This is a genomic window from Desulfuromonas versatilis, assembly GCF_019704135.1.
Lineage (GTDB): Bacteria > Desulfobacterota > Desulfuromonadia > Desulfuromonadales > NIT-T3 > Desulfuromonas_A > Desulfuromonas_A versatilis.
This window is the reverse complement of sequence record NZ_AP024355.1, coordinates 4107155-4133143: the sequence shown is the minus strand read 5'-3', so window position 1 is coordinate 4133143 and position 25989 is coordinate 4107155. Positions and strand designations below refer to the sequence as shown.

Here is a 25989-nt window from a genome sequence, read left to right as displayed (position 1 = left end):
TGAGATTATGGACTTGGCGAACGATCGACTCGATCAGGCAGGCACCCTGCGCGCCCTGCGCGGCAACTTTTCCCAGGGCATGAATGTTGCCGACGGCGCCCGCAAGGCCGCGGGCGTGGTTTCCGTCACCAGCGGCAAGGGAGGGGTGGGGAAAACCGCCGTCTGCGCCAACATCGCGGTATCCCTGGCCCGCACCGGAAAAAAAATCCTGATCATCGACGCCGACCTGGGGCTGGCCAACCTGGACGTGGTCTTCGGTCTGACCCCCAAGTACAACCTGAACCACTTTTTTTCCGGGGAAAAGGAGCTCGAGGAGCTGGTGGTGGAAGGGCCCGAGGGGATCCAGATCCTGCCGGCCGGCTCCGGGGTGCAGTCGGTGACCCACCTCTCCAACAGCCAGAAGATGCGCTTCATGGAGGCGATCGAGGCGTTTCACGGGCTGTTCGACCTGGTGCTCATCGACACCGAGGCGGGCATTTCGGAGAACGTCACCTACTTCAACGTCGCCGCCCAGGAGATCCTGGTGGTCACCACCCCCGAACCGACCTCGATCACCGACGCCTACGCCCTGATGAAGCTGCTCTCGACCCAGTACCACGAGAAGCGTTTCAACCTGGTGGTCAACTCGGTCAGCGACGAGAGCGAGGCCCTCGAGGTCTACCGCAAGCTGACCATGGTGGCCAACCGCTACCTGGACATCTCCATCGACTACCTCGGCTGCGCCCCCTTCGACAAGCGGATGCGCGAATCCGTATCCCGGCAGAAGGTGATGGTCGAGCTCTACCCCAACACCCGCATCGCCGGCAGCTTCGAGGCGATGGCACAAAATCTGATGGGCGTTCTGGAGCACGCCAAGCCCAAGGGGACCACCCAGTTCTTCTGGAAACGGCTTCTTTCCCTCGGTTGAGCAGGACCCGGCTATGCAGGACGTGTTCATCTATCCCCAGGCCACCGCTCCGGCCCTCGACCGCGAGCGGTTGATCAAGGCGCACCTTTCGCTGGCCGACTTTCTGGTCGAGCGGATGGCCTGCCAGGTCCCCTCCTACATGACCCGCGACGACATGCACAGCGCCGCCATGGTCGGGTTGTTCGAGGCCGCCAACCGCTTCGACCCGGGCAAGGGGATACTGTTCAAGACCTTCGCCGAGCGGCGCATCCGCGGCGCCATTCTCGACGAGGCCCGGCGCATGGGGTGGTTCTCCCGCTCGCTGCGCGACAAGCAGTCGAGCATCGCCGACACCATCGACGATCTCGAGAACCGCCTCGGCCGGCCGCCCGAGGAGCCGGAGGTGGCCCAGGCCCTCGGGCTCGGTCTCGAGGAATACCGCGAGCTGCTCGCCGAGGTCGGTCAGCTCGGCCTGGTCAGCCTGCAGGAGACCCTCGACGGCTCGGGGGAGGGGCGCACCCTGCTCGAGACCCTCGAGGACGAGGGGGCGAAAAACCCCGAACAGCGCCTGCAGGAGCGGGAGCTGACCCGGGAGCTGGCCGCCCTGCTGAAGAAGCTGACCGAGAAGGAGCAGCTGGTCATCAGCCTCTACTACTACGAGGAGCTCTCGCAGAAGGAGATCGCCGAGGTGCTCGAGCTCTCCGAGGGGCGGGTCTCCCAGCTGCACAGCCAGGCGCTGATCAAGCTCAAGGGCAAGCTCGGCCGCCGCGGCGGCGCCGCGCTTTCCGGGGGGCGCTCCCATGGTCGGTAAGGACCTGCTGTTTCTGCTGCTGCTGGCTCTCAGTCTGGTCCTCGGGCTGCTCTGCTGGCGCTTCGACCGGCGCCTGGCCCGGGCTCGGGGCGAAAACGCCCGCCTCGCCCGGGAGCTCGCCGAGGCCCGCCGCCTGCTGGAAGCCGCTGCCGCCCTCCCCGAGCCCCCGGCCCCGGCGCCGGTCAAGGGGAGCGAGGCGTTTTCTCTGAACCTCGACCAGGCCAATCTGCGGCTGCGCCTGCAGGCCTCGGGCAAGGGGGGGGAGATCCCGGAGAAATACCGCCTGGTCGGCGCCATGGCCCGCCGCGGGCTGAGCGCCGAGGATATCGCCGAGGTGCTCAAGATCTCCCCCGGCGAAACCGAGCAGCTGCTGCGGCTGGCCCAGGTGTCGAAAAAAGGGTAGGGCAAGGGAAACCGGCCCCGGCCAATTCGTTCCAAGGAAAAACAGAAGTTTCCCCTAAAGAAATTCCGCCACCCCGCCGATAGGTTGCTTAACGACGCAACGGCAAAGGAGCAGAACCCAATGAGCAGCGGCCTTTACAGCGCACTTTCCGGAGCAACCTCGCGGCTGCAGCTGATGGACACCATCAGCGACAACCTGGCCAATCTCAAGACCTCCGGCTTTAAGAAGGGGATCAACCGCTTCGAGTCGCTGCTCGAGGAAGCCAAGGCCGGACCGACCGCCACCGGCGTCAACTATGCCCGGCTGCAGGAGGGCTTCAGCGACTTCGGCCAGGGCACCCTGGTCAAGACCGGGGTCCCGCTGCACCTGGGGATCGAGGGCGAAGGGTTTTTCAAGGTCCGCGACGAGGGGGGCAACATCCTCTACACCCGCCAGGGGATCATGCGCCGCGACGCCGAGGGCAACCTGCTGACCGGTTCGGGGCTGCAGGTGCTCGACGAGAGCGGCAAGCCGCTCAACCTTCCCGGCGAAACCCTCACCATCGACGAGCGGGGCAACGCCACCACCGAGGCGGGCGTGGTGCGCATCCCCCTGTTCGCCTTCGAAAGCCCCGGGCAGATGCAGCGGGTCGGCAGCGGCCTGTTTGTCGCCGCCTCCGGCGCGCAGGACCGGCTGGTGGACGAGCCGCGGCTCTACCAGGGGCAGCTCGAGGAGTCGAACGTGTCGATGATGGATGAGACTACCCGGATGATGGAGGCGCTGCGCGCCTTCGAAGCCTGCCAGAAGATGATTAAAACCTACGACACCCTGGCCGCCAAGGCGGACGAGATCGGGTCGGTCGGGTAACGCAAGGAGATAAACGATGATCAGGGCACTTTGGACCGCAGCCTCGGGGATGGAAGCCCAGCAGCTCAACATGGACGTGATCGCCAACAACCTGGCCAACGTCAACAGCAGCGGCTTCAAGAAGAGCCGGGCCGACTTCCAGGATATCCTCTACCAAACCAGCAAGGCCGCCGGCACCACCGCCACCGCCGGTGTCGAGGTCCCTACCGGCGTGCAGGTCGGGCTCGGCTCCCGGGTCGCCTCGGTGCAGAAGGTCTTCACCGTCGGCGACATGCAGGGCACCGACAACGAGCTCGATCTCGCCATCGAGGGCAACGGCTTCTTCCAGGTCGCCGACACCGCCGGCGAAACCCTCTACACCCGCGCCGGCGCCCTGAAAAAGGACAGCACCGGCCGCCTGGTGACCTCCGAGGGCTTTCCGCTGACCCCCGAGATCGTCATCCCGCAGAACGCCACCCGCGTCTCCATCGGCCAGTTTGGCAACGTGGAGGTCTTCCTCGACGGGCAGAGCACCCCCACCCAGGTCGGCACCATCGAGCTGGCCCGTTTCAGCAACCCCGCCGGGCTCTCCAGCATGGGACGCAACCTCTACGCCGAGACCACCACCTCGGGTACGCCGGAAGCCGGCACTCCCGGGGACCTGGGCTTCGGCACCATCTCCCAGGGGTTTCTCGAAGGCTCCAACGTCAGCATCATGGAGGAGATGGTCAATATGATCGCCGGGCAGCGTGCCTACGAGGTCAACTCCAAGGCGATCCAGACCGCCGACGAGATGCTGCAGATGACCAACGGCCTGGTCCGCTGAGGCAACGGGTTTTGAAGATGCTCACGCGACTGGCTATCCTGCTGCTGTTGCTGACGGCGGGGCTCTCCCCCGCCCTGGCCCTGGAGCCGGGGAGCGAGGTCGGCCCCGCGCAGATCGAGCAGATCCTGCGGGATTACCTCGCCGCCAACCGCGAGCGGCTGCCCGCGGCCAAGATCGGCATCAAGTCCTTCCAGCCGCCGCCCCCCTTCACCCTGCCTGCCGGCCAGCTCAGCCACGAAGTGATCCCCTCCGACCCCGGCATCCTCGCCAGCCGGCGGTTCACCATCCTGTTTCGCGTCGACGGCCGGGTCGTGCAGAACCTGCCGGTGCGAGCCGAGATCGAGGCCCTCGCCCCGGTGGTGGTGGCCGCCCACGACCTCGGTCGTGGCATCGAGCTTGCAGATTCGGATCTGCGGATGGTCGAGATGGATCTGAACGGGCTGCGCAACCCCTGCATCGACCCCGGCGAACTGCTCGGCAAACGGCTCAAGCGGCCGCTGCGCGCCGGCGATCCCCTCGACCGCACCCAGGTGGAATTCCCGCCGATGATCCGGCGCGGCGAGGCGGTCTCCATCCAAGTGGTCAGCGGCGCCCTGCGCATCACCGCAGCGGGCGAGGCCCGCCAGGACGGCCGCGAAGGCGAGACCATCCGGGTGCGCAACAGCTCTTCGCGCAAAGAGATCCTCTGCCGGGTGCTCGCCCCCGGCCTGGCGCAAGTGGAGTTCTGAAGATGAAACAGTCCCTGTTGCTGCTGATCCTTCCCCTGCTCGCCGCCGGCTGCGCGCCGCATTCGGCGGGCCTCGATTCGGCCACGGCCCTGCCGCCGGCCCCGGCGGTGGTGATCGAGCCGCCCACTCCAAAAACCCCCGGCTCGCTCTGGACCGACCAGCAGGGTGGGCTGTTCTACGACGTCAAGGCCCGCAGCGTGGGCGATATCGTCACCGTGGCGATCTTCGAGGCGGCCAGCGCCAGCAAGGAGGCCCAGACCTCCACCGGGCGCTCGAGCAGCGCCTCGGCGGGTATCGACCGGCTGTTCGGCCTGGAGAAGAACATCGGCACCATCAACAGCGCCATCGACCCCTCGCAGCTGGTCAACGCCAGCTACGACAGCGATTTCGAGGGCTCGGGCAAGACCTCGCGCAAGGAGGACCTGGTCGCCACCCTGACCACCCAGGTGATCGAGGTACTGCCCAACGGCAACCTGCGCATCGAGGGGAGCAAGGCGGTCACCGTCAACAACGAACAGCAGATCATCAAGCTCAGCGGCGTGGTCCGCCAGCCCGACGTCTCGGCGCAGAACATCGTCGACTCGAAGAATATCCTCGACGCCCGCATCACCTACACCGGCAAGGGGGTGATCAGCGACAAGCAGGGGCAGGGGTGGCTGGTGCGCATTCTGGACAACGTCTGGCCGTTTTAGGGGCGGTGGACAGTGGACAGTGGTCCGTGGGCAGTGAAAAGCGCCCCCTCCGTGGCCCTCCCCCTCCTGGGGAGGGAATTGCTCCTCCCCCCAGCGGGGGGAGGTTGGGAGGGGGGCGACCGAAGGCGCAGAAACAGGTAAAGGTAATGTTATGTCAGTGTTGCTGAGACATATTCCGGCGATTCTGGTGTTGGTCGGGCTGATGTTGCCCGCTTCCGCCTTGGCCACCCGCATCAAGGACATCGCGGGGCTCGAGGGGGTGCGGGATAACCAGCTGGTGGGCTACGGCCTGGTGGTGGGTCTCAACGGCACCGGCGACAGCGCCAGCACCCAGTTCACCGTGCAGTCGCTGGTCAACATGATGGAGCGGCTCGGGGTGACGGTCGACCGCGACGAGGTCAAGGTGGACAACGTCGCCGCGGTCATCGTTACCGCCGACCTGCCCCCCTTCGCCCGTGCCGGCAGCGGCATCGACGTGCTGGTCTCCTCCATCGGCGACGCCGAGAGCCTGGCCGGGGGGACCCTGCTGATGACCCCGCTCAAGGGGCCCGACGGCAACATCTACGCGGTGGCCCAGGGACCGCTGGTGGTCGGCTCGCTGGCCTTCGGCGGCAAGGCGGCCAAGGTGCAGAGCAACCACCCGACGGTGGGCCGCATCCCCGGCGGGGCGCTGGTCGAGCGCGAGGTCCCCTACAGCTTCGGCGGGGGTGACAGCCTCTCTTACCGGCTCAAGGACGCCGACTTCACCACCGCCTCGCGGATGAGCTCGGTGATCAATAGCCGCTTCGGCGCCGGCACCGCGCGCGCCGTGGACGGCGGCACCCTGCAGGTGCGGCTTCCCGAGCAGTACCGGGGGCGCACCGTCGAATTCGTCGCCGACCTCGAGGGGCTCGAGGTCACCCCCGACGCCACCGCGCGCATCGTGGTCAACGAGCGCACCGGCACCATCGTCATGGGCGAGGAGGTGCGCATCTCCACCATTGCCGTCTCCCACGGCAACCTCAACCTGGTGATCAGCGAGTCGGCCCAGGTCTCCCAGCCGGGCCCGTTCTCCGAAGGGCAGACCGTGGTGGTGCCCCAAACCTCCATCGAAGTCTCCGAGGAGGGGAGCGAGATCGTGGTGCTGGAGAAGGGGGTCAGCATCGGCGAGGTGGCCCGGGCTCTCAACGCCATCGGCGCCACCCCCCGCGACCTCATCGCCATCTTCCAGGCGATCAAGGCCGCCGGGGCCCTGCACGCGGAGCTGGTGATTCTTTAAACCCGTAATGGGTAATAAGTAATGAGTAATTAGTGAAAAACCTAATCACTGCAGGCTATGGAATAGATCTTGTCGTTACACTGATCACTTATCACTAATTACTCATCACGGGTCTTAACCATGAAACTGCATAGCATCGATCCCAGCCTGCTGGTCGGCCAAAGTCAGAATGTTGACGCGAAGAACCTGAAAAAGGACGACCCCGAGGCGCTGCGCAAGACCTGCCAGGAGTTCGAGGCGATCTTCATCCAGCAGATGTTCAAGGGGATGCGCCAGACCCTGCCCCAGGGGGGCGTGCTGGAGAAGAGCTCGGCGCAGGAGATGTTCGAGGAGATGAGGGACATCGAGGTGGCTCGCGACGCGGCCAGCCAGGGGAAGTTCGGTATCGGCGAGGCGTTGTTCCGGCAGTTGGTGGAGCTGGATGTGGACAAGGCTGATGCGGGCGATCCTGAGACGGAAAAGTAAACTGTTGAAAGGCTGACCTCAAAGTCAAAAGCAAGACCCAGGGGGCTCGGCCCCTGACGCCGCCCAACCCTTTGCTTGCCCAAAGTGTTGGATCCCAAAGGGCACCCCCGTTGAGCCCGCCCGCTGAAGCAGGTTCCCTGCGCTGCGCAGATGTTTCGCGGCGGAGATTTGGGCAAACACACAGGTTTGCCCCTACCTGGAATTTGCCGGTCTGTTTCCCGAAACACATTTCTTAACTCCCCCCCCCAAAAAAATTCTAAAGTTTTTCCCCTGACCCGTCGATAAGTGCACCAAAGGAACAGAGCGTTCCCTGGCTCCGGCAGTCAAGTTATTGAACTTCCGGATGAAAAACCAACGACGGGTGACAGCCATGAGTATCGACAAAATTTTCGGCGGCAAATCGGTAGGCCCCATCGAGCCGGTCAAACGCAATCGCGAGCTGGATTCGAGCAAGGCCAAGGAAAGCGGCGCCCCCAAGGACCGGGTGGAGTTCTCCTCGGTGCTGCAGGAGGCCAGCAAGGCCAAGCAGGCCGACCCGGCCCAGGCGGCCGAGCGGGCGCAGAAGGTAGCCGCGCTCAAGGCCCAGGTGGCCAGCGGCAGCTACCGGCCCGACCTGGAGAAGGTGGCCGAGAGCCTGCTGCGCTTCATGGCCGAGGACAAGTAGCCATGAACGGGAGCGAGCTTCGGGAGCGGCTGCAGCGGCTGCTCGAGCTGATCCTGCGCGAGCGCGACTGCGCCAGGCGCATGGCCATGGACGAGCTGCAGGCGGCTGTGGCGGAAAAGGAAGCCATGCTGCGCAGTATCGGTCAGCCGGGAGAAGACGCCGACCCCGAGGTGCGTGGGCTGGCCGAGCGGATCCGCGCCGAGAACCGGCGCAACGCCTTCCTGTTCTGGTCGACCCTCAAGTGGGTGCGCGAGTCCATGGGGTTTTTCGGTCAGCAGGCCGTCCCCACCGGCTACGGCGCGGCAGGAACCATGGTCGGCAACGCCAACAGCGGCATGATCCTTTCGGGAAGGGTGTGACATGAGCGGCCTGGTGAATGCACTGCATGTCGGTAAGACCAGCGTTCTGACGTCGCAGAAGGCGATCGAGGTCACCGGCAACAACATCGCCAACGTCAATACGCCGGGCTACTCGCGGCAGACCCCCGTTTTCAGCGGCTACCCGACGGTCAACATCAACGGCTTCGTGGTCGGCCAGGGCGTCAAGGTCGAGAACATCACCCGCCAGCACGACGTCTTTCTGGCCAAGCAGATCAACGACAAGAACGCCACCCTCGGCGAGGAGACCGCCAAGTCGACTCCGCTGGCGGAGATCGAGCGCATCATCAGCATCAACGAGGGGGGGCTCGCCTCCCAGATCGACGCCTTCTTCGACTCCTGGCAGGAGCTGAGCGCCGACCCGGCCAGCACCATCGCCCGCGATGCGGTAATCCAAGGCGGCCAGAACCTCAGCCGCGCCTTTCAATCGGCCAGCAACGACCTGCAGCGCATCCGCACCAACATGGACACCGCCCTCGAGGCGCGGGTCGAGGAGGTCAATCTCAAGCTCCAGCAGGTGGCCGACCTCAACCAGCGCATCGCCTCCATCGAATCCACCGGACAGAGCGCCCTCTCCGACCGCGATACCCGCGACCAGCTGCTCACCGAACTCTCCTACACCCTGGGCGCCTCCTACGTGGAGAACCAGGGGGGGATGACCTCGGTGATGCTCCCCGGCGGCATGCCGCTGGTGCAGGACGGCACCGCCATGGCCCTGCAGGGAGTGCGGGTCGGCGGCGATTTGCAGCTGCAACTCAAGGTCGGCTCGTCGGTCTTCGATATCGGCGTCGACAACCTGGGCGGCGAGTTCAAGGGGTACCTGACGGTGCGCGACCAGCTGGTCCCCTCGCTGCAGGGTGATCTCGACAAGCTGGCTTACAACATCGCCACCGAGGTCAACACCCAGCACCAGGCAGGCGTGGGGCTCGACGGGGTAGGCGGGCGCGACTTCTTCGCGGCGCCGGCCACCGAGTCCGGCTCGGCCTGGGGGCTGTCGGTGGCGCTGAGCGATCCCACTCAATTGGCCGCCGGCACCACCGCGGCTACCGGCGACAACACCAACGTGCTCGAGATCGCCGCCCTGGGCCAGAAGGCCATCGTCAACGGCACCGAGACTTTCGTCGGCTTCTACGCCGGCATCGCCTCCAAGGTGGGCCTCGAGGTCAACCAGAACGAACTGACCCGCGGCGGCAGCGACGACGCCCTGGTGCAGTTGCAGAACCTGCGGGATTCCAGCGAGGGGGTCTCCCTCGAAGAAGAGATGATCAACCTCATCAAGTTTCAGAAAGGGTTCGAGGCCTCGGCCAAGTTTCTCTCCACCATCGACGAGATGATGGACACCCTGCTGACCATCAAGAGGTAAGCCATGAGATCGGTCGAATCAGCCACTTATCGCAGTCTGCTGCACAACATCAACGGCACCGGCGAGCGGCTTGCCGACCTGCGGCTGCAGGCCGCCACCGGCAAGCGCCTGAACAGCGCCTCGGACGACCCGGTGGCGATCCGCCCGGTGCTGGGTGCTCGCTCCCAGATCCAGACCTCCGAGCGCTTCATCCGCAGCGCCGATACCGCCCTGGACAAGCTGAGTTCCTTCGACACCCACCTGGAGAGCGTCGAGAACATTTTGGTGCGGGCCAAGGAGATCACCGTGGCCGCCGGCAACGGATCGCTCAACGCCAACGACCGCGCCACCATGGCCGACCAGGTCGCCAGCCTCAAAGAGGAGCTGCTCGGGGTGGCCAACGCCCAGGTCGCCGGCCGCTACCTGTTCGGCGGCTTCGCCGACACCAGCGCCCCCTTTGCCGCCAATCCCGCCTACGACCCGGTGCTCGACCCCAGGCCGGTGCTCTACAGCGGCGACCAGGGGGTGAAGCAGCTGGAGATCGGCCCCGGCGAGCAGGCCCCGGTCAACGTCCCCGGCAGCACCCTGTTTCTCGGCGACGCCGACGGCGACGGCGCCGTCGATGCCGGCGGCACCGACATCTTCGCCGTGCTCACCCGCGTCGAGGAGGCCCTGCGGGCCAACGACCCCGCCGCGGTCAACGCCGAGATGGACAACCTCGAAGCCGGCGCCGAACAGGCCCGCCGCTACCGCGGGCAGATGGGTAACACCGCAGTGCGCGTCGAGAATGCCCGCAGCCTGATGGAAGAGACCCAGCTGGATATGCAGGAGATCCTCTCCCGTCTGGAAGATGCCGATCTCATCGAAACCATCTCCGACATGACTCGCCAGGAGCAGGCCCTCGAGGCGGCGCTCAACGTCACCTCCAGGGTGTCGAAGATTTCGATCCTGGATTATCTGTAAAAACGGTGGTCCGTGGGCAGTGGACTGTGGCCAGTCTTTAGAGCCGCGGCCGCGTCGGATCTGAAGCGGCCGCAGCCTTTAATAACGAAAGCCCCGAAAAAAGATTAAAGCCTCACATCCCCACAGCCGATAAGTAATCCAAGGGCGCCCCGGGAGCGGGCGCCGACCACGAGCCAGGGAGGGCACGCATGCTGGTACTGACGAGAAAACCCGGTGAAGGGATCATCATCGGCGACAACATCAAAATCACCGTCATCGAGGTCAAGGGGGGCGGCATCCGCATCGGCATCGACGCCCCGGCCGAGATGAAGATTCACCGCCAGGAGGTCTACGACCGGATCCTGGCGGAAAACAAGGAGGCGACCCAGTGGAACCTTGCCGATCTGAACGAGTTGAGCGACAAACTGCCATCCCGCAAGGACAAGCCATGAAGAAGATCCAGACCCGCTTCGGCGAAGTCGAGTACAGCCCCGAGCAGGTGCTGCACTTCCCCCAGGGGCTGATCGGTTTCGAAGACCTGCGCGACTTCATCGTTATGCCCAATGAAAAACAGGGCCCGCTGTTCTGGATCCAGAGCGTCGAGGACCCCGAAGTGGCCTTCGTGCTCACCGATCCGACCAACTTCTTCCTCGACTACCGGGTGGTGCCCGAGAAGGCCGAACTGCAGAAACTGGCCATGGCCGAAGGGGACGACTGTTTCGCGCTCTCGGTGGTCACCGTGCACCCCGACCGCCAGATCACCCTCAACCTGGCCGCTCCGGTGCTCTTCGCCCCGGCCAGCAACCGGGCGATGCAGGTGATCCTGGAGAAGACCCACTACCAGACCCGCACGCCTCTGCCGACGGCCTGAGGCGCGGAAAAAAAACTAAAGAGTTTCCGTTTGGCTGTCGATAAGAGAGTCAAACCTCAACCGGGAAATCCACGGCAAAGGAGGTGAACCCGCAGCTGACAACCCATCCCGGAAGCAAAAACGCAGCAAAGACAGACGCAGTACAACCCAACCAAAGGGCACGGATGCCCGCCAACAAACCTTCAAGGAGGAACAAACCATGGCACTTACTATCAACACCAACATCGCTTCTCTGAACGCCCAGCGCAACCTCAGCCAGTCCCAGAACGCCCTGGGCAAATCCATGCAGCGCCTCTCCTCGGGCCTGCGCATCAACAGCGCCAAGGACGACTCCGCCGGCCTGGCCATCGCCAACCGCATGACCGCCCAGATCCGCGGCCTCAACCAGGCGTCCCGTAACGCCAACGACGGTATCTCCCTGGCCCAGACCGCTGAAGGCGCCCTCCAGGAGAGCACCAACATCCTGCAGCGCATGCGCGAACTGGCCGTGCAGTCGGCCAACGACACCAACACCACTGCCGACCGCCAGTCCCTGCAGTCGGAAGTAGACCAGCTGATCTCCGAACTGGGCAGAATCGCCGATACCACCAAGTTCAACGGCAAAGCTCTTCTGGACGGCAGCATGACTTCGGCGGTTTTCCACGTCGGAGCCGATGCAGGCACCAGCCAGACCATCAGCTTCGGCATCAACAGCGCCAAGGCGGCTGATCTGGGCACCACCGCAGCTGCTGTGGCTACGGGTACTGCTGCGACTGCTGCAACTGTTACTGTCAACACGGATCTGGTTCTTACCGCAAAGGATGCAGGCGCCGCTGGTAACGATATTTCAATTGAAGTCGTCCAAGGGGCTTCTTCGTCAGTTGCAGTCTCGGGTAATGCAATCACTGTCACTGCCGACATTTCTGGTGGATCGTTAACAAACAGTGACCTTGCGGCTTTGATTAATGCCGATACGGATGCTTCAGCATTGGTAAGTGCCACCGGCGGGACTACTGCAGACGCTGCTGTTAGTGCGACTAACCTGGCTAGTGGTGCCGATGCTAGCGCTGATTATGACCCGGGCACTGCAACCACCACCATGGATGCGGTCGATATTTCGTCCCAGTCCGGTGCCAACTCGGCCATTGCCAGTATCGACCTGGCGCTGAGCGACATCGACACCATCCGCGGCGGTCTCGGTGCAGTCCAGAACCGTTTCGAGTCGACCATTGCCAACTTGCAGAACGTCTCCGAAAACCTCTCTGCAGCTCGCAGCCGGATTCTGGACGCCGACATCGCCGAAGAGACCGCGGCGATGACCAAGAACAGCATCCTGCAGCAGGCCGGCGTCGCCATCCTGGCGCAGGCCAACCAGGCCCCCAACATCGCCATGTCGCTTCTCCAGTAAGTTGGGGCTAGACGGAAAAAGGGGGGCTTCGGCCCCCCTTGATTAAACCGGGCAATACTGCCGGACCGGTCCGGGAGGGTCCCGGGCCGGGTCTGACCCAAGCGCTGAGGAGACACCGATCATGAAGATTCAGCAGGCTACACTTGCCAGTTCCGGCACGGGCAGGGCGCCCTCCGGCGGTGAGGCGGTCGATCGGGAGCGCCGGGGGCTGCCGCTGCAAAGCGAACCGGTTCAGGACGAAAAGAAAGTCGCACCCGAAGAAGTCCTGAAGAAGATCAAGGGCCTCACCGAAGACGGCGCTTACAGCGTTCGCTTCGAGATGGACAAGGATGTCGACCAGCTGGTCATCCGCCTGTTCGATCACCAGAGCGGCGACATGATCCGGCAGATTCCCTCCGAGGATCTGCTGGAGGCCATCAAGAGCCTGCGGGATTTCCGCGGGCTGCTGGTCAACACCCAGAGTTAAACCACTAGCTGGTGAACTCCCTCCCCTTCAAGGGGAGGGTTGGGGTGGGGATGGGATCGCTCCAGCAGGTTAGCACCCCATCCCCCTCCCGGCCTCCCCCTTGAAAGGGGAGGAGAAAAGTTCACCAAGGCAACGGAACCATAACGAAGTTATTCACCGTAGTCGTTTTTTCGGGAGCTGATCATGGGAATCAGTTTTGGCGGCCTGGCCACCGGGATGGACACCACTTCCCTGGTATCCTCGCTGATGGAGATCGAGCGCAAGCCCATCGAGCGGATGACTCTGGACATGACTTACCAGAGCAACCGTCTTGCCGCGCTCACCGAATTCAACGGCAAATTGACGTCGCTGCTGTCCAAGGTCGAGGCCCTGGACAGCAGCGACGAACTTCGCCCGATGACGGCGAAACTGAGCACCGAGGGATTTCTCACCGCCAAGGCGGACACGACGGCCGTTGCCGGAAACTACCAGATCAAGTCCCACGCCCTGGCCCAGGTCGAGAAGGTGGTCAGCACCGACGCGCTGGCCTGGGCGGACAAGGACGCCAAGCAGTTCAAGACCGGCACCCTGTCCCTGAGCGTCGACGGGGTGGAGAAGGCCGCCATCACCATCGACGACAGCAACAACTCGCTCACCGGCATCATGCAGGCGATCAACGCCGCCAACACCGGCGACGACCCCTCGGGGGTCAGCGCCACCATCATCAACGACGGCGACGAATACCGCCTGGTGCTCACCGGGGCGACGGTCAACGACAAGAACATCTCTCTCGACGCCAGCGGCTTAAGCGGCGGCAGCGGGACCTACGCCAACCCCACCCTGGGAGCCCCGGTGCAGAACGCCCTCAAGGCGCACATCGAGGTGGACGGCATCCACATCTACAGCGACACCAACACTTTCTCCGAGGCGGTGCCCGGCACCACCCTGACCCTCAGCAAGGCCGACGGCGGCAGCGAGTCGACCACCCTGACCGTCGGGCTCGACGAAGGGGGGCTCAAGAAGAAGGTGCAGGATTTCGTCAGCGCCTACAACGCCGCGATCTCCTTCGTCACCAGCCAGTCGGCCTACGGGGACAACTCCTCGGGGGTGCTCGGCAGCGACTCGGGCCTCAACATGATCAAGCGGCGCCTGCAGGGGCTGCTGGTCAACCCGGTCAACGGCAGCGGCAGCATCCAGACCCTGGCCGAACTGGGCTTCGAGACCCAGAAGGATGGCACCGTCAAGCTCAACGACAGCAAACTGAGCAAGGCGCTCAGTGAAAATCCTTCCAGCGTGGAAAAGCTCCTCGCCGGCGAGAAGGACCTGGATGGCAAGGAAACGGTCAAGGGGATCGCCGGCCAGTTCCGGGATTACCTGGATGACATCACCGACAGCGTCGACGGTTTCTACGTCGGCCGCAAGAACAGCATCGACAGTACCATCAGGAAACTTGATGCCAGCATAGAGCGGGTGGAGGCACGGCTCGAGGCGCGCGAGAAGACGCTGATCGACCAGTTCACCGCCCTGGAGCAGCTGGTGAGCAGCCTGAATTCGCAGAGTGACTACCTCGGCCAGCAGATGGACATGCTCAGCAATATATGGAGTAGCAAAAAATGAATGCTTACATGAATCAATACCAGGCTAACGATGTGGCCACCTCATCCCCAGAGCGCCTTTTGATCATGATGTACGACGGTGCCATCCGCAACGTCGCCAGGGCTGAGCTGGCCATAGAGAAGGGGGAGCGGGCGCCGAAGCTCGAGGCGATCAGCAAGGCGATCGCCATCATCACCGAGCTCTCCAACACCCTGGATTTCGAAGTCGGCGGCGAGATCGCCGAGAACCTCGACGGGCTCTACGGGTTCATGACCCGTGAGCTGACCAGTGCCAACCTGAAGAACGACCCCGAGCCGCTCAAGGTGGTGACCCGGCTGCTCAAGGACTTGCGGGCGACCTGGCTCGATGCCATCGAGGCGGTGCACAAGGAAAAGGCAGCGGCCACCCGGGTTGAAGAGCGCCAGGCGGCGAACGGGCAGCGGTCGTTCGCAGCCGCCTACTGAGCATTGCACATTGGCCGGGAGCGTGCGGAAATGATGCCAATGAGCGAACTGTTGCAGAGGTCCATCGCCGATTACCGCCTGCTCGGGCAGGGGTACGAGGCGGTGGCCGCGGCCCTGGCCGGGGGCGATTACGGGGCCGTGGCCGGCGGCCTCGCCGAGCTTCAGGAGCTGGAGGCGCGGGTCCGCCTGACCGACCGGGATCTGGCCGATGTGGCCGAGCCTGCCGGAGGCCCGCAGGCCGGGTCGCTCTGGCAGGAGCGGCTGCTGGTGCTGGACGAGGTCGCGGCAAAAAACCGCCGGCTTCGCGATCACTCCCGCACCCTGCTTGCCCTGCTTGCCGAGGAGCGCAGCCAGCTCAAGGGCGGCCAGGTCGCCATGACCGGCTACCGCTCCGGGGCCGGCCAGCGCGGCTCGTTGCTCAGCAGCGCCTGCTGAGGGCAAACGTCCATTCCTTCCTAAAGAAATTTCCTCCCCCTGCCGATAAGTAGAGCAAAGGCCCGCAGGAAAATGCCTGCGGCACCAAGTGCGGAGGGATGCCATGCTGTTTCAGGCCGTCGAAAAATTCTTCTCGAACACCGGATCAACCGCTGAACGATTCGATGCGGCAGAAAAAGGCCATCTGCGGATCGCCGAGCGTGCCCCCTCCCCCGATCACCCGCATCGCGAATACTTCCGCATCGACACCGAGGTCCTGGTCCGCTACTGGCCCCTGGAGTGCCCCTCGGCCACCTCGCTGGACCGGCTGCAGAAGGTCAACCTGAGCGGCAGCGGCGTCCGCTTCCAGGTCTCCGTCCCCCTGGCGCTGAAGCAGCCCGTGGGGCTCGAGATCACCCTGCCTGGCCCCGAGCCGGTAGTGCTGCGCTGCAGCGGGCGGGTGGTGCGCTTCGAGGAGGACGAACGCGGCCGGCGCCAGGCGGCGGTCGGCTTTACGGTCATCTCCCCCAGGGATCGCGAACGGATCATCGGCTACTGCTTCGCCGAGCAGCGGCGGATTCTGCGGCAGCGGGTCCGGGTCGACGGTTAGCTTCGAAGGCCATGACCACTGGCGCTCCTGCAGGGGAAGTCGCCTTTTGGCAGGTTGTCGCAGCCAAATTCCCCCCCGAAATGACAGAGCTTACCTGCTCCCGCCGGGGAAAGGCCACGATCCAAGGGGATTTTCCGGGCATTCGGATCTGTCGGGAAACAGGGTACGGAAATTGCAAAATTAGAGAACATTTTCCGGAAGCAAGAACTTCCCACCCGCCGTGAAGACCTCGAACCTGGTAGTACGGGAGATCGGAAGGATGTTCTCACACAATGCCCTGAGCCAATTTTCGAGCTACACCAACGCCAAGATCCTGTTGCCCACCGGGGAGGCTTCCACGTCCCTGGACTGCGCCATCCGCCTGGATGTGCCCCCGTTTCTCGAGGCCGAGTTTTTGACCGGGCAGCTGCCGGTCGACGAGATCGACCTGCAGGGGCTGTGCATCATCTCCTGCGAGAGCAGCGGGACGGTCTACAAGATCAACGCCCGCATCGAGGAGATCCTCAACGAACGCTGTCTGCGCCTGGAGGCTTTCGACGTGACCAATCCCCCGCAGAAAAGAAGGTTTTTCCGGATCGACGCCGAGGTCTCCATGAAATACTGGCAGATCGACCAGGACGAGGCGCAACCGGGCAAGGCGATCATGAAGAAGGTCAACCTGAGCGGCTGCGGCATCCGCTTTTCGACGGACGAGGCGCTGCAGCTCGACCAGCTGGTGCGGATGGAGCTCAGTTTCCCCGACCCCTACAGCAATTGTGTCGAAGCGGCCGGCCGGGTAGTGCGGGTGATCAGCAATGGCGATCATCACCAGGAGGCGGCTCTCGACCTGGTGGAGATCGACGCCGCGGAGCAGGAGAAGATCATCCGCTTCTGCCTCGCCGAGCAGCGCCGCCAGATCCGCTTCAGGGTGCAGGTCCAGGCTCGGGCCTGACACGGAAAAAAAATGAATAAAGGGCCGTACCGCCGGCCCGGGGAGGGGCCGTGTTCTCACCAGAAACTCTCGACCGACTGGGGGATTTCAAGATCGCCCGGATCGTCCTGCCGACCAAGGGGGACGGTGCGCTGCCGCTGGAATGCGTGGTTCGCGTCACCTCGCCGCCCTTTCTCGAAGCCACATTCCTGCCCAACCAACTGCCCCGCGAACAGCTTGACGCCGCGGGCCCCTGCCTGCTTGCCTGCGATATCGGCATGAGCGTGCTTTCGGTGCAGGCCCGCATCGACCAGGTGATCGACGGCCGGCGGCTGCGCCTCAAGCCGGAGCAGTCGAGCGCCCACGAAGACACCCGCCGCCACTTCCGGGTGCAGGCCGAGGTGCAGCTGCGCTATTGGCCGACGGGTAACGATCAGCTCGAGGAGACCGTGACCGAGACGGTGAACCTCAGCGGCAGCGGCATCCGTTTCCACTCTTCCCGGCCGTTTCTTCTGGGCCAGAAGCTCAAGCTGGAAATAACCCTGCCCGGGGAGGCCCGGCACCAGGTCAGTTGCGCGGGCAAGGTGGTGAGCCTCAGCGGCGGACCCGACGCTCCCCGGGAAGTGGCCCTGGAAATTTCCGAAATCTCCCCCGCCCACCTGGGTCGCGTGCTGGAATTCTGCCTGGCCGAAAAACTGCGCGAGATGGGCGGCAAGGCCCGCTTCCTGGGCTCGGTGCTGAGTCCGGATCCGCCGGGTCCGCCGGAGGAGCCTTGAGGACCACCCTCACCCCGACCCTTTGCCTGAGGGAGAGGGAGCAAAAAAGCCGGGAGACCCCTATGGAGGCCCCCCGGCTTTTTTGTTGATGGGGTCCCGTCCTGAAATAAGTTTACACCTGGGAGACTTATTTATGGACGAGTTAGAGGGCAAGCGGAAGAGACGGAGTCAGCGTGATTACACCATGGGCTTTAAATTGCAGGTGGTCGCCGCAGTCGAAAAGGGCGATATGACCTACAAGCAAGCCCAAAAGATTTATGGCATCCAGGGGCGCTCCACAGTGCTAACATGGCTGAGAAAGCACGGCAAGCTGGATTGGACCCACTCTGTGAGGCTGACCATGTCTGATTCTCCCAAAGCCAAAGAGACCCCCGCACAGACCATCAAACGGCTTGAGCGCGAACTTGAGGATGAACGTCTTCGGAATCTGCTTTTGAATGAAGTCGTGGATATTCTCGATGCAGAACATGGGGCCGGACTGCGAAAAAAGTATTTGGCCAAGGAGCGAGACGCCTTCAAAAACAGGAAGGGCTGAGTTTAAGCCATGCTTGCAGGCTTCTTGGCATTACCCGGCAAGCCGTCTATCAACGAGAAAAGCGCATCCGGCAGCGCAGGGTCGAACTGGCACCGGTCCGGGGCATGGTGATGGAGGTCAGGCGATTCATGCCGAGACTTGGTGGCCGGAAGCTCTACCACCTGCTGAAACCCCGGCTTGATGAACAGGGCATCAAATTGGGGCGTGATGGTTTCTTTGACTATCTGCGAGCCCATCAACTGCTGGTAGTACCGGTCAAACGCTACACAAAAACAACGCAGAGCAGACACTGGATGAAGAAACATCCAAATCGATTGGAGAACCAGGAGATCGGGCGTGCTGAGCAGGCCTTTGTGAGCGACATCACCTATGTTGAAACGGATGAAGGTGTTCACTATCTGTCGTTGGTCACCGATGCGTACAGTCGAAAAATCATGGGATATGACGTCAGTGACAATATGCGCGCTGAGAGTGTCGTCAAGGCGTTACAGCGAGCGGCCAGGCAGCGGCAGACCCGCAGATCGCTGATTCACCATTCCGACCGAGGTCTGCAATATTGTTCAGCGATCTACCAAGACGAGCTCAGACGTCAGGGCATGACGCCATCCATGACCGATGGCTATGACTGTTACCAGAATGCTCTTGCAGAGAGAGTGAACGGCATATTGAAGCAAGAGTTTCTGATCAACAGATGCCGAAACTTGCGGGATCTGAAACGGCTGGTTGGGGAATCCATCGACATTTACAATCGACTTCGGCCCCACCTTAGCTTGGGCATGAAAACACCCGATGAAGTGCATAGGAAAGCCACCTCCGAGAGGGAGGTGGCTTAGGTAAAACCTGTCAACCTATTTTAGGACGTGACATGGTATTCGTTGCGACCGGTGGGCTCAGGCGTAGCCAACGGCGCCGCCGAGGTAGATGGGGAAGCGCTCCGCGCGGGCCTTGGCTTTGGCGGGCCGGAAGATTTCGGTGCGGTTGCGGCCGTTGCGCTTGCTGGTATAAAGGGCGCAATCGGCCTCTTCCAGAAGTTGACGACTGTTCAGGTCGCGGCTGGCGTCGCAGCCGCTGACCCCGATGCTGACCGAGACGCTCAGCCCCTCGGAGATCGTGTCCGGGCACAGCTCGGCGACCCGCCGGCGGATGCGCTCGGCAACCCGGTAGGACATGGCCAGCGGGGTTCCCGGGAGAATGACCGCGAACTCCTCGCCGCCGTAGCGGCAGACCAGGTCCGACTCGCGGGAGGAATCCTTCAGCACCTTCGCCACGGACTGCAGCACCTGGTCGCCCACCGGGTGGCCGTAGGTGTCGTTGACCGACTTGAAGTGGTCGAGGTCGATCAGCAGCAGGGAAAAGGGTTGCCCCGACCGGCGGCTGCGGGCGATCTCCGAATCGATGCCGGCATCGAAATAGGCGCGGTTGTACAGGCCGGTGAGCCCGTCGGTGAGGGCCATTTGGGCAAGGCTCCGCTTGTCGGAGCGCAGGGCGTCGAGGCGTTTTTTCCGGCCCAGGTGCGGGCGCATGCGGGCGGCGATCTGGCGGGTGGAGCTCCGGTAGTCGAGGCAGTCGTCGGCGCCGCTTTCCAGAGCCAGCACCTGCAGGTTGTCATCGATTTTTTCGGCGAACAGAAAAACCGGGATGTCGACCCAGTCCTCGCGCTTTTTCAGGGCCTGGAAGAATGCCCACTCCTGGTCCATGCCTTCCGCCTGCCAGTTGCAGAGAACCAGGTCTACCGGGTGGTGCTGCAGCCTCTCAATGGCTTCGCCTGTGTTGCTGCAGGTGAAGACCAGATCGAACAGCGCCGTCGCATCGGCGATGCGGGCAATCTCTCCGGCGGGTTGCGACCTGTCGATAACCAGTGCGGTATGGCTCATACTGCGTTCCTTTCGCTGCTGCCTTGGTTGCAAAACTTATCGGCAGGGAGGATTAAAAAGTTAAGGACAAATTTCCTCGCGGTTTCTGGCGGGAGCTGGGCTGAAAATTGCAAAGATCTAAATTTCCGGATCGTTCCAGCCGAGAAGAGCCATCATGACCATCGTCATCAGCCCCGTTACAGCCATCAACCCGGTCGCCTCGGCGGTCGCGGAAAACGCCACCCGTGAGGAGCGGCAGCAGGACCTGCGCCTGCACCAGATCGTGCGTGCCACCGTGGCCGAAGGTGGGCAGGACCGAATCACCCTGGAACTGGGGCCCAGACGGTTTCAGACCGAAACGAATCTGCCCCTGAAATCCGGGCAGAATCTTGATCTGCTGGTGGTGGAAACCTCGCCCAGGCTGGTTTTGGAGGTGGTCAAGGACCCCCTCGGTACCCGCCTCGGCCAGGCCCTGCACCTGCTCGGCGCCCGGGGGGAGGGGATCGGTCTGCTGGCGCAGCTGAAAAGCGCCTCGGGAGGTGAGCTGTTCGGCCAGCTGAGTCCCGCCTCCCGGCAGGTGCTGGAGCTGTGGCTGAGTCTGCTGGAAAACGATGGACAGGTTCCCGGCGGCGAGCGCCTGCAGCTGCTGGCGCGCCAGCTGGGGCTCGATCTCGAGGCAAGACTTGCCGCAGGGGAGGGGGGCGAGGCGGCGGCCACCCTGAAGACGGCGCTGCTCGAGGCAACCCGGCTGCTGGAGGATCATGACGCTCCGCTGGCCGAGGGGCTGCGTCAGCTGGTCCAGGGACTGGAGCTGTTCCAGCTCAGCCAGGTGCGGCTGGAGCAGCAGGGGATGTTCCTGGTGCCGCTGTTGCTGCCGTTTCTCGAACGCGGCTACCTGCTTGCCCGCAAGCAGGCCCCTCCTACACCCGAGGAGCCGGAGCCGCCCCAGGTGATTTCCCTGCACCTTGCCCTGCAGGCGCTGGGGGACCTGCGCATCGACCTGCTCCAGGACGCCCAGGGGCTGCACCTGCGCTTTGTCTGTGACGATCCCGCCAAGACCGAGTTCGTCGCCGGCTTCGGGCAGGAACTCGAGGCGGCCTTGGAGCCCTTCGGTCTCGGGGGACTGAGTTTCGCCGCCGGTGCCGAGAGCCCCGCCAAGGCCTTGATCAAAAAACTGCTCCCCGACGGCAACGGGGTGCTCGACACCCGGGTGTGACCATGGCTCAGGACAAGCCGATTGAAAAAGCCGTGGCCCTGCTCTACGACCGCAGCCGCGGCGATGCGCCCCAGGTGGTCGCCGGCGGCAAAGGGTCGGTGGCGCAGAAGATCATCGAGACCGCCCGCAAGGCGGGGGTCGAGGTGGTGGAGGATGGAGATCTGCTCGAGCTGCTGGCGCGGGTGCCGGTGGGACAGGAGATTCCGCTGGAGCTCTACCAGGCGGTGGCGGAGATCCTGGCGTTTGTCTACCGGGTGAATAACCGGTATCGGGAGCGGGGGGAGGGGCAGTAGTCGTCTTGCTCGGCCAGTCTACCCTGGCGTTTTCCCGGCAGCCTCTTGCGGGCTTTGCTGGCAGGGGTCTCGCCCCCTGACGGCGACCCGCTTTTTGTTCGCCAAAAAAGCGGGGCAAAAAGGGCGCCCCTGTTGCCCCCGCCCGCCTGCGGCGGGTCCCCTGCGCTACGCAGACGTTTGGCGGCCGGGCAAAAACTTGCTTCGCTCAGACATTTGCCCGTCTGTTTCGCAAAACGTCCACTTCGCTCCGGCGTTGGCAAAAGGGGGGGGCTATTTTACAGCGTCTCTTCCGCCTCGAAATCTTCGGATCCCAGGTGCGAGGCGAGCGCTTCCATGGTCAGGTCGCCGGTATGGGGGCGGTCGAAGCTGGCGATGTTGAACAGGGCGTCGCCGGCGTGGACCAGCGGCAGGTTGAGCCGGCCGATGACCACCCCGGTGAGCGGGGCACGCACCTGCTCCTCGTTGTTGCCGAAGGGATCGCCGATCACCCCGAGCACCTCCCCCTTGTTCACCCGTGAGCCCAGCTCGCAGCGGAAGATGGTGATACCGCTCTTGGGCGCCCGCACCCAGGTGGTGCCCTGGGCCACCAGCGGTTCGGCCTGGGGCTTTCGCCTCGGCTGCCCGCCGAGCATGCCGATCTCGCGCATCACCGCCAAGATCCCCCGCAGGCCGGTCTTGACCGCCACCTCGTTGAAGCGCAGCGCCTCCCCCGATTCGTAGAGCAGCATCGGCAGCCCCTTCTCCATGACCGCCTCGCGCAGCGAGCCGTCGCGCAGCCGCGCGTCGATGATGACCGGGGCGCCGAAGGCTGTGGCGAGCCTTCTTGTTTCGGGGTCGTCGAGGCAGGCGCGGATCTGGGGGAGGTTGGAGCGGAAGTTGGAACCCGAGTGCAGGTCGATGCCGTGGGTGCAGTGGGCGACGATCTCGTCCATGAACAGCCGGGCCAGGCGCGAGGAGAGGGAGCCCTTGCTCGAGCCGGGAAAGGAGCGGTTGAGGTCGCGCCGGTCGGGCAGGTAGCGGGTGCGGTTGATGAAGCCGAAGGCGTTGACCACCGGGATGGCGATCAGCGTGCCGCGCAACCGTTGCAGCGCCTTGAGCTTGAGCAGGCGGCGGATGATCTCGACGCCGATGATCTCGTCGCCGTGCAGCGCCCCGGAGATGAACAGCCGCGGCCCCTCCCGCCGGCCGTGCGCCACGTGTACCGGCATCATCATCTCGGTGTGGGTGTAGAGCCGCGCCATGGGCAGGTCGATGATTTCGCGCCGCCCGGGCTGCACCTGCCTGCCGCCGATGGTGATCGCCTCGCGCATGGCCGGCCTAGCCCCTGCCCCGGGTGCGGGTGCGCCCCGGCCGGGCGTTCTTCTCGATGTGTTCCATGATCAGCCCCGCCACGTCCTTTTCCGTCGCTGTTTCGATCCCCTCCAGGCCCGGCGAGGAGTTGACCTCCATGATCACCGGCCCGTGGTTGGAGCGCAGCATGTCGACCCCGGCCACGTTCAGTCCCATGATGCGCGCCGCGCGCACCGCGGTGCTGCGCTCCTCGGGGGTCAGCCGCACCCCCGAGGCGGTGCCGCCGCGGTGCAGGTTGGAGCGAAAATCCCCCTCCTTGCCTTGGCGCATCATGGCGGCGGCGACCTTGCCGCCGATGACGAAGCAGCGGATGTCCCTGCCGCCGGCCTCCTTGATGAACTCCTGGACCAGGATGTTGCTCTTGAGGCCCCGGAAGGCCTCGATGACGCTCTCGGCGGCCTTTTCGGTCTCGGCCAGCACCACGCCGATTCCCTGGGTCCCCTCGAGCAGCTTGATGACCAGCGGCGCGCCGCCGACCAGCTGGATCAGGTCCTGGGTGAAACGGGTCGAGTGGGCGAAGCCGGTCACCGGCAGGCCGATCCCCTCGCGGGCGAGCAGCTGCAGGCTGCGCAGCTTGTCGCGCGAGCGGCTGATGGCTACCGACTCGTTGACGCAATAGACCCCCATCATCTCGAACTGGCGCACCACCGCGGTGCCGTAGAAGGTGATGGAGGCGCCGATGCGCGGGATGATGGCGTCGAAATCGTTGAGCTCCTCGCCCTTGTAGTGGATGCTGGGGCGCTGGGAGGCGATGGTCATGTAGCAGCGCAGCGGGTCGATCACCTGCACCTCGTGGCCGCGGGCCAGGCCCGCCTCGACCAGCCGGCGGGTGGAGAACAGGGCGGGGTTGCGCGAAAGGATGCCGATTTTCATTTGCTGCTCCTGGTTCTCAATGATTTTAAGTAATTCCGGGCGATGGTGCGGCCGGCAAGGTACGAGGCCGCGGGATCGACCGTCGCGCAGTGACTCAGGGCGGTGCGCCCGAGCAGCATGCGAAACTGCATGGTGTCGCGATTGGTCAGGGTGGCCTCGATGGACCACTCCCGCCCCCCCAGGCGCACCGGGGTGCGGATGACGTAGCGCAGCTCGCGGTGCCCCCCCGAGTCGCTGACCACCCGCTGATCGATAACTTCGGCGGTGCAGAAGATTTCGATGTCCCGGCGCTTCTGCAGCGGGTGCATGCCGAAGCGCACCTTGCGGATTCCGCCTTCCTCGAAGGGCTCGAGGGTGAAGGCGTGCAGGGCCGAGGTGCGGGCGCCGGTGTCGACCTTGGCCTTGATGGCGGGGATGCCGAGTTCGGGCAGCTCCACCCATTCGCGCCAGCCGACCAGCAGTTTATCGTCTTTGAGCAATGACTCGGTCTCCATGGTGTCGGGCAGATCGGAAAAAGCCGCCAATATTACAATGAACCTTTGCCGCGGCAAAGCGAATAAGTGAATATTATACCCCAATTCCAGCGCCTAATGAATCGCTGCGCGGCCTGCCGGGCGGCTGGTTGCCACTGACCGTTCAGGGGGCGGCCGCGGCGGGGATCTCGGCCCCTCTGCCGGATTAGTCACGGATGGTTAAGCTGGCTTGAAGTTTGCTTATCCGGGAAGAAGGATCGGGTTTCGCCATAGGCTCGGGATGGGCTGCGGCGCATGGGATAACAAGACCAAAGGAGAGGACAATGGGGGTCAAATTCTTCGGGCAGTTCCTGGTGGCCAGGGGGGCCGTCGCCCCGGCCGAATTGCTGAAAGCGGTGGAGTTGCAGCGCTCGACCAACCTGAAGTTCGGTGAAATGGCGCAGGCCATGGGGCTGCTCAGCGAAGCTGACATCCAGCGGGTGCACAACGCCCAACGCGGCGAGGATCTTCCCTTCGGGCAAATGGCGGTGCGCCTCGGCCTGTTGACCTCCGCCCAGATGGAGCAGGTGCTGACCAGGCAGGAAAACAGCTACCTGTTCATCGGCCGGGCCCTGGTCGAGATCGGCGCCCTGGACGAGGGGGAGCTCGAGAGCCATCTCCAGGCCTTTCAGGCCGATCAGGCCCCCTACCTGGTCGAGGCGGTGGAGCTTCCGCCCGAGGTACCGCTTCCCGAGGTGTGGGAGGTTTTTGCCGACCTGACCTACAAGATGCTCACCCGCGTGGCCAGCCTGCCCCACCGCAAGGGGGGCTGTCAGATTGTCGACAGGTTGCCGGCCAACCACGCCATTGCGACCATGGACCTGAGCGGAGCCGTCAGCGCCAGGTACCTGTTTTCGGCCTCCCCGGGAGTGCAGGCGGCCATCGCCAGAACCATGCTGCGCGAGGATGAGGTGGAGACCGGGCCCCAGGAACTGTTGGACGACGCCCTGATGGAATTCGTCAACATCATCTGCGGCAACGCCGTCGCCAAGGCCGCCCAACTGGGATACCGCATCGAGATCGCCCCGCCGCAGATCCAGCATCCCGACGCCGACGGGCTGGCCGTTCCCGCAGGTGACCTGGGGATGCTGTTCCCCATCCACATCGTCAGCGACGAGCAGGTTGCCATGGCGGTATTCCTGCAGGGTTGAGGGACTCTGCAGGCGCAAGGCGCAAGCCTCCCTTCCCATTGACCTGAATCCAGGGGGAGGGAGGCTTTTTCTTTGGTCACAGCCATTTGGCCGCCCGGCCGAGGCGTTCAGTTGCGGAAATGACAGCCGTTGCAGGCGGTCGGCCCGCCCTGTTTCTCGTGGCAGCTGCGACAGACCTTGTGAAAGGCGTCCCGTGCCTTGGGGGGGCGGGGGTCGATATCGTGACAGCTGTTGCAGGCCCCGGCTTCGACCCCCTTGTGGTGACAGGTACTGCAGTCGCCGACCCGGTCCTGGTGGACCTGGTGGGGGAAATGAATCACTCCCAGTCTGGCCGGCAGGTCGATGGTTGAAGCGCCTCGCTGCGCGGCCGGCGCCGCAACGGCGAAGCCTACCAGGGTGCCCAGCAGGGCCAGGACCTTGATCCCGTTTCTCATGGCAGTACCTCCTTTGACTGGTCGTTGGCAGGCCGTGCGGCCTGTGGATTTGTTTCTTGTCCAGAGGAGGGGGGGGGCAA

32 protein-coding genes are annotated in these 25989 nt (G+C 64.1%); 27 read left to right on the top strand and 5 right to left on the bottom strand.

From position 1 onward, the window contains the following. Window positions 1-7 precede the first annotated feature (7 nt). The 24 genes from DESUT3_RS18645 (at window position 8) to DESUT3_RS18530 (ending at window position 19060) form a co-directional block, all read left to right on the top strand. Window positions 8-907 carry a MinD/ParA family protein gene (locus DESUT3_RS18645; protein ID WP_221250000.1) on the top strand — a complete coding sequence of 300 codons (900 nt, stop codon included), beginning with the start codon at window positions 8-10 and terminating at the stop codon, window positions 905-907. Between the two features lie 13 nt (window positions 908-920). Then, the gene (locus DESUT3_RS18640; protein WP_221249998.1) at window positions 921-1697 is read left to right on the top strand and encodes a FliA/WhiG family RNA polymerase sigma factor; all 777 of its coding nucleotides are present in this window, start codon (window positions 921-923) and stop codon (window positions 1695-1697) included. Continuing rightward, window positions 1687-2100 carry a hypothetical protein gene (locus DESUT3_RS18635; protein ID WP_221249997.1) on the top strand — a complete coding sequence of 138 codons (414 nt, stop codon included), beginning with the start codon at window positions 1687-1689 and terminating at the stop codon, window positions 2098-2100. The genes DESUT3_RS18640 and DESUT3_RS18635 overlap by 11 nt, the downstream gene beginning before the upstream one ends. 120 nt (window positions 2101-2220) lie before the next feature. Further along, window positions 2221-2946, top strand: coding sequence for a flagellar hook-basal body protein (locus DESUT3_RS18630; protein ID WP_221249996.1), 726 nt, complete (start codon window positions 2221-2223; stop codon window positions 2944-2946). Window positions 2947-2962: 16 nt separating this feature from the next. Then, complete coding sequence (gene flgG / locus DESUT3_RS18625) at window positions 2963-3751, top strand: flagellar basal-body rod protein FlgG (RefSeq protein WP_221249995.1); 789 nt, start codon at window positions 2963-2965, stop codon at window positions 3749-3751. Window positions 3752-3768: 17 nt separating this feature from the next. Beyond that, on the top strand, window positions 3769-4479 hold the full coding sequence (gene flgA / locus DESUT3_RS18620) for a flagellar basal body P-ring formation chaperone FlgA (protein WP_221249994.1): 711 nt from the start codon (window positions 3769-3771) through the stop codon (window positions 4477-4479). 2 nt (window positions 4480-4481) lie between these two features. Then, window positions 4482-5171 (top strand): flagellar basal body L-ring protein FlgH, encoded by a 690-nt coding sequence (locus tag DESUT3_RS18615; RefSeq protein WP_221249993.1) that lies wholly within the window; start codon window positions 4482-4484, stop codon window positions 5169-5171. Window positions 5172-5322: 151 nt separating this feature from the next. Next, window positions 5323-6429: a flagellar basal body P-ring protein FlgI gene (locus tag DESUT3_RS18610; protein ID WP_221249992.1), complete on the top strand. Its 1107-nt coding sequence runs from the start codon at window positions 5323-5325 to the stop codon at window positions 6427-6429. 120 nt (window positions 6430-6549) lie between these two features. Then, entirely contained in the window at window positions 6550-6894 is a 345-nt protein-coding gene (locus DESUT3_RS18605) for a rod-binding protein (RefSeq protein ID WP_221249991.1), read from the top strand. Window positions 6895-7264: 370 nt separating this feature from the next. Further along, entirely contained in the window at window positions 7265-7558 is a 294-nt protein-coding gene (gene flgM / locus DESUT3_RS18600; RefSeq protein WP_221249990.1) for a flagellar biosynthesis anti-sigma factor FlgM, read from the top strand. A gap of 2 nt (window positions 7559-7560) precedes the next feature. Continuing rightward, the gene (locus DESUT3_RS18595; protein WP_221249989.1) at window positions 7561-7917 is read left to right on the top strand and encodes a hypothetical protein; all 357 of its coding nucleotides are present in this window, start codon (window positions 7561-7563) and stop codon (window positions 7915-7917) included. Window position 7918: 1 nt separating this feature from the next. Next, a complete protein-coding gene (gene flgK, locus DESUT3_RS18590) occupies window positions 7919-9298 on the top strand; it encodes a flagellar hook-associated protein FlgK (protein WP_221249988.1) in 1380 nt (459 codons plus the stop codon). Between the two features lie 3 nt (window positions 9299-9301). Further along, window positions 9302-10240: a flagellar hook-associated protein FlgL gene (gene flgL / locus DESUT3_RS18585; protein ID WP_221249986.1), complete on the top strand. Its 939-nt coding sequence runs from the start codon at window positions 9302-9304 to the stop codon at window positions 10238-10240. 188 nt (window positions 10241-10428) lie between these two features. After that, the gene (gene csrA / locus DESUT3_RS18580; protein ID WP_221249985.1) at window positions 10429-10671 is read left to right on the top strand and encodes a carbon storage regulator CsrA; all 243 of its coding nucleotides are present in this window, start codon (window positions 10429-10431) and stop codon (window positions 10669-10671) included. Then, window positions 10668-11090: a flagellar assembly protein FliW gene (locus tag DESUT3_RS18575; RefSeq protein WP_221249984.1), complete on the top strand. Its 423-nt coding sequence runs from the start codon at window positions 10668-10670 to the stop codon at window positions 11088-11090. The genes csrA and DESUT3_RS18575 overlap by 4 nt, the downstream gene beginning before the upstream one ends. A gap of 199 nt (window positions 11091-11289) precedes the next feature. Further along, window positions 11290-12477 carry a flagellin gene (locus DESUT3_RS18570; RefSeq protein WP_221249982.1) on the top strand — a complete coding sequence of 396 codons (1188 nt, stop codon included), beginning with the start codon at window positions 11290-11292 and terminating at the stop codon, window positions 12475-12477. Between the two features lie 121 nt (window positions 12478-12598). Next, window positions 12599-12943, top strand: coding sequence for a flagellar protein FlaG (locus DESUT3_RS18565; protein WP_221249981.1), 345 nt, complete (start codon window positions 12599-12601; stop codon window positions 12941-12943). Window positions 12944-13126: 183 nt separating this feature from the next. Then, entirely contained in the window at window positions 13127-14539 is a 1413-nt protein-coding gene (gene fliD, locus DESUT3_RS18560) for a flagellar filament capping protein FliD (protein ID WP_221249980.1), read from the top strand. Beyond that, complete coding sequence (gene fliS / locus DESUT3_RS18555; RefSeq protein ID WP_221249979.1) at window positions 14536-14982, top strand: flagellar export chaperone FliS; 447 nt, start codon at window positions 14536-14538, stop codon at window positions 14980-14982. Before fliD ends, fliS begins: the two co-directional genes overlap by 4 nt. Before the next feature lie 39 nt (window positions 14983-15021). Beyond that, window positions 15022-15417 (top strand): hypothetical protein, encoded by a 396-nt coding sequence (locus tag DESUT3_RS18550; RefSeq protein ID WP_221249978.1) that lies wholly within the window; start codon window positions 15022-15024, stop codon window positions 15415-15417. 103 nt (window positions 15418-15520) lie between these two features. After that, window positions 15521-16006 (top strand): PilZ domain-containing protein, encoded by a 486-nt coding sequence (locus tag DESUT3_RS18545; protein WP_221249977.1) that lies wholly within the window; start codon window positions 15521-15523, stop codon window positions 16004-16006. 259 nt (window positions 16007-16265) lie between these two features. Next, a complete protein-coding gene (locus tag DESUT3_RS18540; RefSeq protein ID WP_221249976.1) occupies window positions 16266-16937 on the top strand; it encodes a PilZ domain-containing protein in 672 nt (223 codons plus the stop codon). 50 nt (window positions 16938-16987) lie between these two features. Further along, a complete protein-coding gene (locus DESUT3_RS18535; RefSeq protein WP_221249975.1) occupies window positions 16988-17692 on the top strand; it encodes a PilZ domain-containing protein in 705 nt (234 codons plus the stop codon). Window positions 17693-17825: 133 nt separating this feature from the next. After that, window positions 17826-19060, top strand: a protein-coding gene (locus DESUT3_RS18530; protein ID WP_404826969.1) for an IS3 family transposase whose coding sequence is annotated in 2 segments (ribosomal slippage) — window positions 17826-18195 and window positions 18195-19060 — 1236 coding nt in all. Because the reading frame shifts where the segments join, the coding sequence is not laid out codon by codon here. Window positions 19061-19117: 57 nt separating this feature from the next. Here DESUT3_RS18530 and DESUT3_RS18525 read toward each other — a convergent pair. Then, a complete protein-coding gene (locus tag DESUT3_RS18525) occupies window positions 19118-20101 on the bottom strand; it encodes a diguanylate cyclase (protein ID WP_221249974.1) in 984 nt (327 codons plus the stop codon). Window positions 20102-20255: 154 nt separating this feature from the next. Here DESUT3_RS18525 and DESUT3_RS18520 point away from each other — a divergent pair, with 154 nt between their 5' ends. Beyond that, entirely contained in the window at window positions 20256-21296 is a 1041-nt protein-coding gene (locus tag DESUT3_RS18520; protein WP_221249973.1) for a hypothetical protein, read from the top strand. 2 nt (window positions 21297-21298) lie between these two features. Further along, on the top strand, window positions 21299-21589 hold the full coding sequence (locus DESUT3_RS18515) for an EscU/YscU/HrcU family type III secretion system export apparatus switch protein (protein ID WP_221249972.1): 291 nt from the start codon (window positions 21299-21301) through the stop codon (window positions 21587-21589). A gap of 275 nt (window positions 21590-21864) precedes the next feature. Here DESUT3_RS18515 and DESUT3_RS18510 read toward each other — a convergent pair whose 3' ends face one another. From DESUT3_RS18510 to DESUT3_RS18500, 3 genes are read right to left on the bottom strand one after another with little or no spacing between them, the layout of a single operon-like run. Beyond that, window positions 21865-22899 carry a succinylglutamate desuccinylase/aspartoacylase family protein gene (locus DESUT3_RS18510; RefSeq protein ID WP_221249970.1) on the bottom strand — a complete coding sequence of 345 codons (1035 nt, stop codon included), beginning with the start codon at window positions 22897-22899 and terminating at the stop codon, window positions 21865-21867. A gap of 7 nt (window positions 22900-22906) precedes the next feature. After that, window positions 22907-23812 carry a 30S ribosomal protein S6--L-glutamate ligase gene (gene rimK, locus DESUT3_RS18505; RefSeq protein WP_221249969.1) on the bottom strand — a complete coding sequence of 302 codons (906 nt, stop codon included), beginning with the start codon at window positions 23810-23812 and terminating at the stop codon, window positions 22907-22909. Further along, window positions 23809-24306 (bottom strand): ATP-dependent zinc protease family protein, encoded by a 498-nt coding sequence (locus DESUT3_RS18500; protein ID WP_221252598.1) that lies wholly within the window; start codon window positions 24304-24306, stop codon window positions 23809-23811. The genes rimK and DESUT3_RS18500 overlap by 4 nt, the downstream gene beginning before the upstream one ends. A 302-nt stretch (window positions 24307-24608) precedes the next feature. Between DESUT3_RS18500 and DESUT3_RS18495 the strand changes: the two genes are divergently transcribed. Continuing rightward, on the top strand, window positions 24609-25475 hold the full coding sequence (locus DESUT3_RS18495; RefSeq protein WP_221249968.1) for a chemotaxis protein CheX: 867 nt from the start codon (window positions 24609-24611) through the stop codon (window positions 25473-25475). 107 nt (window positions 25476-25582) lie between these two features. Here the strand turns inward: DESUT3_RS18495 and DESUT3_RS18490 are convergent, their stop codons facing one another. Continuing rightward, window positions 25583-25909, bottom strand: a complete 327-nt coding sequence (locus DESUT3_RS18490) for a cytochrome c3 family protein (RefSeq protein WP_221249967.1) — start codon at window positions 25907-25909, stop codon at window positions 25583-25585. Window positions 25910-25989: the final 80 nt, after the last annotated feature.